Genomic DNA, 1174 nt, shown 5'->3' with positions numbered 1-1174 from the left:
TGGTCGAGGGATCCGAGCATCCGCTGGACGCGATGGTGCTGTTCTCCTCGAACGCCGGTGTATGGGGCAGTGGCGGGCAGGGGGTATACGCGGCCGCCAACGCGTTCCTGGACGCCTACGCCGCCCAGCAGCGTGCCATGGGGCGGGCAGTGACCAGCGTGGCGTGGGGCTTGTGGGCCGGCGAAGGAATGGCTGAGCAGGCCGACGCCGAGCAGTTGCAACGACGCGGGGTACGGAGCATGGACCCCCAGCGGGCGGTGCAGGCACTGACCGAGGCAGTCGGCCAGGGCGAAGACTTCCTCGCGGTCGCTGACGTGGACTGGGCCCAGTTCACCCGGACGTTCACCTCCGCACGCCCGAGTGCGCTACTAGCCAGGCTGCCCGAGGCACAAGCCGCCATCACCGACACCGAGCCCGGCCCACTCGACGACTCAGGACTGGCCACTGAGCTGCGGACGTTGACCGGCCCGCAGCGCCAGCAGAAGATGCTCGAACTGGTGCGCACCCACGCGGCCACAGCCCTCGGTCACGACAGTGCCCAGGCGATCGCACCTGATCGGGCGTTCCGCGAGCTCGGCTTCGACTCGCTGACCGCGGTGGAACTACGTAACCGACTGGCCACCGCGACCGGGCTGTCGTTGCCGGCCACGCTGGTCTTCGACCATCCGACACCGGCCGCCCTGGCCGACCATCTCCGGGCCCAGCTATGGCCGGCCGAGCCGGCCGAGGCACCGGCCGTCGCCGAGCTCGACCGGTTGGAGCGCGCGCTCGCCGAACCGGCCGTGGACGCGGACACGCGCGCCCAGCTCGCCCGGCGCCTCCAGGCGCTGGTCGCCCGGCTCACCACGCCGCTGCCCGCAGAGTCGACCGCCGGGCCCGACACCGACCTGGACGAGGTTACCGACGACGAGCTGTTCGAACTTGTCGACAACGAGCTCGGCTCGGCCTGAACGCCCCGTACCCGCTCCGGAGGGACACCCGTGACCAACGACGACAAGCTGCGCGAGTACCTCAAGCGGACCGTAGCCGAGCTGCGCCAGGCCAACCGCCGGGTACAGGCCCTGGAGACCGCCAGCGCCGAGCCGGTGGCGATTGTGGGGATGGGGTGTCGGTATCCGGGTGGGGTTGGTGACCCGGACGGGTTTTGGCAGTTGCTGGTCGAGGGTGTTGACGC

The 1174-nt window shown here is 70.7% G+C and carries 2 protein-coding genes; both read left to right on the top strand.

Annotated elements, in window-relative coordinates; translation table 11 throughout:
• Window positions 1–950: beta-ketoacyl reductase (locus AB0883_RS30800; protein ID WP_366644777.1), on the top strand; the 950-nt coding region annotated here is incomplete at its 5' end.
• Between the two features lie 30 nt (window positions 951–980).
• Window positions 981–1174: polyketide synthase docking domain-containing protein (locus tag AB0883_RS30795; RefSeq protein ID WP_366644776.1), on the top strand; the 194-nt coding region annotated here is incomplete at its 3' end.

It is taken from the genome of Micromonospora sp. NPDC047812 (genome assembly GCF_040704175.1).
Classification (GTDB): Bacteria; Actinomycetota; Actinomycetes; order Mycobacteriales; family Micromonosporaceae; genus Micromonospora.
Note: the sequence above shows the minus strand (reverse complement) of the source record. Positions and strands in the feature narration are given on the sequence as shown.